Here is a 7721-nt window from a genome sequence, read left to right as displayed (position 1 = left end):
CCCTAAGCACGTCGCATGAGGGCGACGCGCTTAACTTGTTCATGCATGCCGTCGCCCCAAATTCCCCCACGGGACGGCATGCATTGGCGCCTTAGCGGACGCTGGCGACCGCGTCCTCGCGGCCGTCATTGATCGTCACCCAAACGCCCGAATTCTCCGTCGATTGGCGCTTGAGGTAGGTGTAGGGGGTGTCGGTCCAGGCCATCACCTTGGGCTGCAGATTGTCGAGGATGAACTCGCCGAGACTGGTGCGCACGGTGAGCACCGCGTGGCCGTCGCCATTCGGCTGGCGCGCCACCGTCATCAGCAGGGCGCCGGCAGGCACGCCGATGTCCATCAGCTCGCGGCGCTTTTCCAGCGCATAGTCCTCGCAGTCGCCAAAACCGCTGTCGGGGTAGGACCAGACCTCTTCCTTGCCCCACATTTCCATGTCGGTGCGCGGCGTGATCCTGGTGTTGACCGAATTGTTGATGTTGACGATCGCTGCCCACAGCTTGCGCGTCAGTTCGATCGGCGCCTGCTTCGGCGTGCGTTCGTTGCATTCCTGCGGCAGCTTCTGGCAGAATTCATAATGGCCGACCGGCTGCGTGGTGCGGCCGCCCGTGTGCATGAAGGCCGGTCCCGCATATGCCGTTCCCCAAGCGGAAAGCTGCATCGCTATTGCCATGAGCAATAGCTTGCCCCTCGTCTTTTTCATTGCTTAGTCTCCCCGTTCGAGGAGACCATCCCACAGTCGGATTTATTTGACGCAAAAACCCGAAGTAGACATTGAGTAAAACCCCAATAGAATAAGCATAAAATTTGAATTAGCTTGATCTAAAATTCTGGCGGCCTTGTTAAGGGCGGCATTGCGCCGAATGGTCGATGTTCGTTAACGGGCGCCGGCGGGTGCGGGGACGGGTGAAAAACAAAAACCGGCCGCTACGGGCCGGTTCGGTTGTTGGTCGCGTGCCGTTCGTCAGGCGCGCGGCGTGTTGAATTCGGAATCCAGTGTTTCCGGCCGCTGGATGACGGCGAATTCGACGGCGACGCCATCCTCGAAATGACGCACCACCTGGCCGCGCATCGTGCCCAGCATGATCTGCACGCCGATCGCCGGCTTGACGTCGATCTCGACCGCCGCGCCCGAGAGCGACAGGTCGATGATGCGGCACTGGTACTGGCGCCCGTCGGTGAGCTGAAGCACGCTCATCGGGTTGCGCGGCGCGACGCGTTCGTGGCGGCGGTCTTCCGGTAGGTCGAGCTCGTGCTTGTTGGCAAGCCAGGTCAGCTGCGCGGCGAGCTTGTCCTTCTTGCGATCCGAGGCGATGACGGTCATGGCGAAACCGTCCTGCGAGGTGCGGGTCACGATGCCCTCGACGCGGCCGATGTGGTCGATATAGGCGATGACCTTCTCGCCAGGCATGCCGACCCGCTCGGTCCGCAGCGCCACATTGCCCGGCGACATGTCGATCACCTGGCACGGGTGCTCGGTGCGGTCCTCCAGCATGAAGCGCCCATAGATCTTGACCCGGACGCGCTGAAAGTTACGCCTTTCGGCGCGGGACGGCGCGTAGTCGACCGCCGTTGACCTCATGACTGCCTACACCCCGTTGGCATTCCGCGCGTCGATGCGAGGAATTTCACCCGCAAAACTACAGCAAAGCAGGTTAACAAAGGGGAAAAGCCGAGCCCTTTGCGCTCGATCCGGAGACGGATTCGGCTATTCGCCGCGCCCGCCCTCGAACACGACCAGATGACGGATGCGACGTGCGCGGCCGAGCGCAGAAAACGTTTCTGGCGGGTCGAATTCGGACGGAACAAGCGAGGGAACGTTGATCGCCGGCCGGTTCTTCAGGAACATCGGCTCCTTGTCCGGATCGACGACGCGGATCGAGTCGATCAGCGCGTCGGTGATCGGATCGGCGCCGAGCCAGAATGGTCTTTCGGCGGCGCTGATGACGCCAAGGCAGCGCGGATTCTCGACGCCCCCGTCGAGCGGCAGCGCAAGCAGCTCGAACTTGTTGGAACGGCCGTTGCGGCTAAAGCCCTCATAGGTGATCAGGACCACGGACTTCTGCTCGAAGACGCCGTGGACCAGCCGCGAGACGAGCCGTTGGTCCTTCTCGCGCCACAGCGAGGGGAAGGAAAACCCCTTGAGCTCGCGGCCATAGCCGGCGCAAAGCCTCGTCCCGGCCAGCCGGAACACGGCTTCGCCGCGCGTATCCCTTTCCAGGATGAATGTGTCGGCCAAAAGCGACTTGATGTCGGCGGGCTCCACTTCCGAACGCTTCGGGGCGGGGCGCCCATCACGCAGCTGGTTCCAATATTGGAACAGCGTGATCGATCCGTTCTGGTTCATTGTGTGCTCTTTCGCGCAATCTGTCTTTTCATGTCCCATCGGCGAACAGACAGGGCGCCCTCCGATGACTACATGCGTTGCGGAGCAGGATGCGTGCCAGCATCGTTAACACTTGTTCACGGGTCGGGGACGTTAAGGTTAACAAGTGGTTTACGTTGCCGCCGAACCCTGCCTGTGGCACACCAAAACCACTCCAGAAGCGGTCGTTTCGCGACGATCGGCAGCACTTCAGTTAAGAGTTTCAGGGGAGCAGGGGGCTCGACCGGCCGTTCAAGGGGGGACCTTGGACGGCTTCTTTTTGATTCGCGCATGCAGCGATTCGCGGCACGAGCGGGCGGGAAGCTCTCCAGCGGCCGCAACAGCCAGACGCCTCGAGCGCAGGCTCGTAGCGCGATCCCCGGACACCGTGACTGGCAACAGCAACATTTGCCAATCGCACGCTTGGAAAGAGAAAAATCTGCGTTCCGGGCGGCTCCGCCGCCGCTGTACCTTTCGCGAATTCGCACATCGAGGCGCGACGGCGGCGATCCCGCAGTCCGGAGACGTGCCTTGTCGGCGTATTCACGGGGAATTTCTCATGAAGACTTCCATTCTAGGACTATTCGCCGCCGGCCTGCTCGCTTGCGCCGTGCCAGTCGGTGCGGCGTCCGCTGCGGGGATCGCCGGTGCTCCGGTGCCCTTCGACAAGGGCGGCGTAAAGGTGGCGCTCGTCACCTTCATCTCCGCTGGTGATTTCTTCCAGGCCTATCAGGCCGGCGCGACGAAACAGGCGAAAGCGCTCGACATCGACCTGCAGATCTTTTCCGGCCGGCAGGACGCCGCCGCGCAGCGCGATCAGATCGAGCAGGCGATCAATCTCGGCGTGCAGGCCATCATCATCGACCACGGCCAGCCCGAGGCGCTGAAGGACGTTGCGCAAAAGGCGCTCGATGCCGGCATCAAGGTCGTCGCCTTCGACGTCAATCTCGACAATCCCAAAATCCCGCAGGTCGAACAGTCCGATCACGAGCTTGCCAAGGCGGCGCTCGGCCAGGCGCTCAAGGACAACGGCACGTCGTTCCTGGCGGGATACGTCTATGTCGCCGGCTTCGCGCCGCTCGACCGCCGCAACGAGATCTGGGACAAGACCAAGAAGGCCAATCCCGGCATCGTCGAGAAGGCGCGCTGGGGAACGGTCAACGACACGACCGCGGTGTCGACCGCCGATCAGACCAAGGCGGCCTTCCAGGCCAATCCCGATATCAGCGTCGTCTTCGCTCCCTATGACGAGTTCGCGCGCGGCGTGAAACTCGCCACCGACGAACTCGGCATCTCCGGCAAGGTGAAGATCTACTCGGCCGACGTGTCTACAGCCGACATCACGGAGATCACCGCGGAAGGAAGCCCGTGGGTCGCCACCGCCGCCACCAATCCGGCTGTCGTCGGCGCGGTTTCGGTGCGGGCCGCGGCCAAGCTGGTCGCCGGCGAGGATCCGGGACACAGCATCGTCGTCAAGCCGGTGCTGCTGACGCAGGAGGAACTGCGCAAGAACGGCATCAAGACGGTCGAGGATCTCGATGCCAAGCTTCCCGCCTTCGGCCAGAGCGACGCGGCCGCCGCCAGCTGGATTCCAACCAACTGATCTTCGCTTCTCCTCTCCCTCGCTTGCCGCGCGGGAGAGGAGAAATTGCCCGAAGGCTTGGGCAACCCTGTGCGTCTAGCCGCCGCTGATGGCCGTCAGGACAAAAACCTCGGTGCCGGGCGCTAACCTGGTTTCCAGGGTTGCCCTTTCACCATCGAGAAAGACGTTCATGTGGCGGCGGATCGCGGGGCGGGAATCGCAGATACGGTCGCGCATGCCGGGCCAGCGCGCGTCCAGCCCGTCAATCATTTCCTTCACGGTGGAGGCCGGCAGTTCGACCCGGCGCGGCGCGCCAGGAAACAGGTCGATGAGCACGCCCGGGAGCCGCGCGACGACCAGGGGCACATTGCGGGCGGTGGCGTTCGACATTTGCGTTACTCGCTCACCACCATCGCCTCGACGGACAGGATCGCGGGCAGATGCTGAGCGATCTCCGACCAGGTTTCGCCTTCATCGGCACTGGCGAAAAGCGAGCCGCCGCTGGTGCCGAAATAGACGCCGGCCGGCTCGAGGCTGTCGGTCGCCATAGCCTGCCGCAACACGCCCGCATAGCAGTTCTCCTGTGGCAGGCCCTTGCGCTCGTCCAACCAGGTGGCGCCCGCATCCTCGGTCTTCCAGACCGCCGCCTTCGCGTCCGGCACGTAGCGGCCGGCACTGTCGCCGTTGAGCGGCAGAAGGAACAGCGTGTCGGCGTCGCGCGGATGCGTGGCCGCGGGAAATCCGAACGTCGAGGGAAGGCCCTTCTCGATGCTCTGCCAGCTCTTGCCGCCGTCGTCGGAGCGGTACATGCCGCAATGGTTCTGCTGGTAGAGCCGATCGGGCTTGCCGGGCGCCATCACCAGGCAGTGCACGCACTGGCCGAACTCTGGATAGTTTTGTCCTTCGGGCAGGAAGTCGGCGCGGGTGCCGCGGTTGCGCGGCTCCCACGTCTTGCCACCGTCCCAGGTGTAGAACACGCCTGCGGACGAGATGCCTACCCAGATCTGCTCCTCGTCTTTTGGGTGCGTGACGATGGAATGGAGGATGAGGCCGGCGCCGCCCGGGTTCCAGTCCTTGCGGCTCGGGTGACGCTGCAGGCCCTCGATGTGGCTCCAGGTGACGCCGTCGTCATCGGAGCGAAACAGGCCGGCCGGCTGCACGCCGGCATAGAGGCTGCCGTTGCGCCTTGCGAGGCTCCACACCGCCTTGATCGGTTCCTCGCCGGCTTCATAGGCCAAGCCCTCGCTGGAATGCGTCCAGGTCTCGCCAAGGTCGTCCGACTTCCAGACCGCCGGCCCGAACCACTCATTGCCGCCGGCGCCGTAGATCGCGCCGGTATTAGGGTCGCCGACGACATGGTTCATCGGCCAGTGTTCGCAGAACGGACCGCGCAGCTTCCAAGACCCGCGCTTGCCGTCGCTCTCGGCGATGAAGGCGCCTTTTTTCGTGCCGATCAGGACCAGGACTTTTTCCGGCATTTTTCTCCTCCCGTTCGCATAGCTACCATCAAGGACGGCGGAGCGCGGGCCTAGCCGACAGGATCAGAGAATTTTTTGCAGTCTAAACCCGTCGAGGCCAAGCTGAGAAGATATGCCGCCGCAATTACGGACGAAAACCGCAAACACACTTTTCCTGGAATTGCTCTCAGCGCTTCTTTCCGAGGCCGAAGGTCGCCGCCAGCGCGCCGACCAGCACGACGCCCTTGACGAAATCCTGCGTGTAGTAGGGCGCGTTCAGCATGGTGAGGCCGTTCAAGAGCACGCCGACGAAGATCGCGCCGACGACCGTGCCGATCACATGCGGGCGGCGCTTGTCGAGCACGGCATAGCCGATCAGCGAGGCCGCGACGGCGTCTAGCAGCAGCGAGTTGCCGGCCGAGACGTCGCCGCGGCCGACGCGCGAGGCAACGATCAGGCCGCCGAGCGATGCCAGCGTGCCCGAAATGACATAGGCGGAGAGGCGGTACGCCTTGGTCGGCGCGCCGGAGAGGTGCGCGGCCGTCTCGTTGCCGCCGATGGCATAGAAGACGCGCCCCCAGCGCGTGCGCTCCATCAGGAACCAGGCGACGAGGGCGACGAGCGCCATCGCCACGACGGACAGCGGAACGAGGTCGAGGAGCCGCGAGCGTCCGAGGATCAGGAAGGCAGGATCGTAGGCGCCGGGCACCGTCGAGCCGTCGGGAAGCACCATGCCGGCGGTGATCGAGCGGCCGCCGGTCGGGATCAGCTGCAGGCCGGCCAGCAGGAACATGGTCGCCAGCGTCGCGAGAAGATCCGGCACGCCGACGCGGATGATCAGCAGCCCGTTGGCGAGGCCGATCAGAGCGCCCATCAGCAGGACAAGCGCCATCGTTTCGGCGGCCTCCATCTGCCACACGACCATGGCATAGCTTGCCGCCATCACCGAGGAGGCGGCGACGCTGCCGACCGAGAGATCGAAGCCATCCGCCGCCATGGTGATCGACACGCCGACGCCGAGGATCGCGACCACCGAAACCGCCTGCAGGATGGAGAACAGATTGGCCGAGCGGATGAAGGCGGGCTGCACATACCAGAAGCCGATGACCATCAGGGCAAGCAGCGCGAAGAGCGCGTATCGGCGGATCTCGCGCAGAAGCGAGGGACGCGGGGCGGCTTGCGTTGTCGTCAATTCGGTCATCTCGGGTCTCCGGCGGTCTCCTCGCCCTCGACCCTGTCGATCCGGTCGCTGAGCGGGCCATGGCCGTCTTCGGCCGCATGAAGGGAATGGTTGCGCATGACGAGGATGCGGTCGGCGACTTCCAGCGCTTCCTCGGTGTCGCTGGTCGCGATCAGCGTGGCCGAGCCGCTCTGGCTGCCGCGGATGGCGGCGATCAGGTCGGCGCGAGCGCCGACATCGACGCCCTGGAACGGCTCGTCGAGCAGGAGCAGCCGACAAGGCGCCGCCTGCCAGCGGGCGAGCACGACCTTCTGCTGGTTGCCGCCGGAAAGCTCGTCGAGCGTGTCTTCCGGACCGCGCGCCTTGATGCCGAGCCGTGCGATCGCCTCGGCGGCGACCTTGCGCTCGCGCTTGGTCCTGAGCAGCCCTCCCGGAAACCAGCGTTTCAGATGCGGCAGGGCGATGGTGCCGGCGATGGAGGCGCCGGGAACTTCCGGAGGCAGCAGCGAGGATTGCCAGCGATCCTCAGCGACCATGAACACGCCGTTCTCGATCGACTGTCTTGGCCCGCTCGAAAGCCAGGGTTTCCCATCAAGCCCGAAAGTGCCTTCGGCAAGGGTTTCAAGGCCGAAAAGGGCGCGCAGCAGCCGGCTCTTGCCGGAGCCAAGCGTGCCGGTGATGGCGACGACCTCGCCTGAGCGGAGTTCGAGGTCGAAAGGTGCGGCGCCCGCGACCAGCCTGGCGCCCTTGACTGACAGGACCACGGGTGCGGTCGACGCCTCGCCACGATGGGTGCCGGCCTCCAGCGGCCGGCCGATCATAGCGGCAACCGCCGCCGGGAAGTCGATCGGCCTGGCAAAAGCGCCGACGATGCGGCCACCGCGCATGACGACGGCGCGATCGGCGATCGCAGCGAGGTCGCCGAGCCGGTGTGAAATGTAGAGGATCGCCATGCCGCTGTCGCGCAACCGCTTGATGACGGCGAACAGCCGCTCGGCTTCGGTGGCCGACAGGCTCGATGTCGGCTCGTCGAGGATCAGCAAGGAGGCGCTCGCCGCGACGGCGCGGGCGATGGCGATCAACTGCCGATCGGCTGGGCGCAAATCGACGAAGTCGCGGTCGAGCGGCAGGTCGAGATCGATC

The 7721-nt window shown here is 64.6% G+C and carries 8 protein-coding genes; 1 reads left to right on the top strand and 7 read right to left on the bottom strand.

Annotated features, from left to right (window positions below; genetic code table 11):
- Positions 1-91 precede the first annotated feature (91 nt).
- From EN738_RS26845 to EN738_RS26835, 3 genes are all read right to left on the bottom strand, one after another.
- Positions 92-697, bottom strand: a complete 606-nt coding sequence (locus EN738_RS26845; RefSeq protein ID WP_127286335.1) for a transglutaminase-like cysteine peptidase — start codon at positions 695-697, stop codon at positions 92-94.
- Positions 698-958: 261 nt separating this feature from the next.
- On the bottom strand, positions 959-1576 hold the full coding sequence (locus EN738_RS26840) for a PilZ domain-containing protein (RefSeq protein WP_127286334.1): 618 nt from the start codon (positions 1574-1576) through the stop codon (positions 959-961).
- 126 nt (positions 1577-1702) lie between these two features.
- Positions 1703-2341 carry a PAS domain-containing protein gene (locus EN738_RS26835; protein WP_127286333.1) on the bottom strand — a complete coding sequence of 213 codons (639 nt, stop codon included), beginning with the start codon at positions 2339-2341 and terminating at the stop codon, positions 1703-1705.
- A 577-nt stretch (positions 2342-2918) separates the two neighbouring features.
- Between EN738_RS26835 and EN738_RS26830 the strand changes: the two genes are divergently transcribed.
- A complete protein-coding gene (locus EN738_RS26830; RefSeq protein ID WP_127286332.1) occupies positions 2919-3962 on the top strand; it encodes a substrate-binding domain-containing protein in 1044 nt (347 codons plus the stop codon).
- Positions 3963-4037: 75 nt separating this feature from the next.
- Here EN738_RS26830 and EN738_RS26825 read toward each other — a convergent pair whose 3' ends face one another.
- The 4 genes from EN738_RS26825 to EN738_RS26810 all read right to left on the bottom strand — a co-directional run.
- Positions 4038-4331, bottom strand: a complete 294-nt coding sequence (locus tag EN738_RS26825) for a MoaD/ThiS family protein (RefSeq protein WP_127286331.1) — start codon at positions 4329-4331, stop codon at positions 4038-4040.
- A gap of 5 nt (positions 4332-4336) precedes the next feature.
- A complete protein-coding gene (locus EN738_RS26820) occupies positions 4337-5419 on the bottom strand; it encodes a sialidase family protein (RefSeq protein ID WP_127286330.1) in 1083 nt (360 codons plus the stop codon).
- 166 nt (positions 5420-5585) lie between these two features.
- Positions 5586-6599, bottom strand: a complete 1014-nt coding sequence (locus EN738_RS26815; protein ID WP_127286329.1) for an ABC transporter permease — start codon at positions 6597-6599, stop codon at positions 5586-5588.
- A partial coding sequence (locus EN738_RS26810) for an ATP-binding cassette domain-containing protein (protein ID WP_145966939.1) occupies positions 6596-7721 on the bottom strand: 1126 nt, incomplete at its 5' end. The genes EN738_RS26815 and EN738_RS26810, both read right to left, overlap by 4 nt.

This window comes from Mesorhizobium sp. M4B.F.Ca.ET.017.02.2.1 (assembly GCF_003998955.1).
In the GTDB taxonomy this organism is placed as follows: Bacteria; Pseudomonadota; Alphaproteobacteria; order Rhizobiales; family Rhizobiaceae; genus Mesorhizobium; species Mesorhizobium abyssinicae.
This window is presented reverse-complemented; position numbering and strand designations above follow the sequence as displayed.

Excerpts from the sequence above, each read along its gene's own strand:
- EN738_RS26845 (WP_127286335.1), bottom strand. The coding sequence starts at position 697 with ATGAAAAAGACGAGGGGCAAGCTATTGCTCATGGCAATAGCGATGCAG.
- EN738_RS26835 (WP_127286333.1), bottom strand. The coding sequence starts at position 2,341 with ATGAACCAGAACGGATCGATCACGCTGTTCCAATATTGGAACCAGCTG.
- EN738_RS26820 (WP_127286330.1), bottom strand. The coding sequence starts at position 5,419 with ATGCCGGAAAAAGTCCTGGTCCTGATCGGCACGAAAAAAGGCGCCTTC.
- EN738_RS26830 (WP_127286332.1), top strand. The coding sequence starts at position 2,919 with ATGAAGACTTCCATTCTAGGACTATTCGCCGCCGGCCTGCTCGCTTGC.
- EN738_RS26840 (WP_127286334.1), bottom strand. The coding sequence starts at position 1,576 with ATGAGGTCAACGGCGGTCGACTACGCGCCGTCCCGCGCCGAAAGGCGT.
- EN738_RS26825 (WP_127286331.1), bottom strand. The coding sequence starts at position 4,331 with ATGTCGAACGCCACCGCCCGCAATGTGCCCCTGGTCGTCGCGCGGCTC.
- EN738_RS26815 (WP_127286329.1), bottom strand. The coding sequence starts at position 6,599 with ATGACCGAATTGACGACAACGCAAGCCGCCCCGCGTCCCTCGCTTCTG.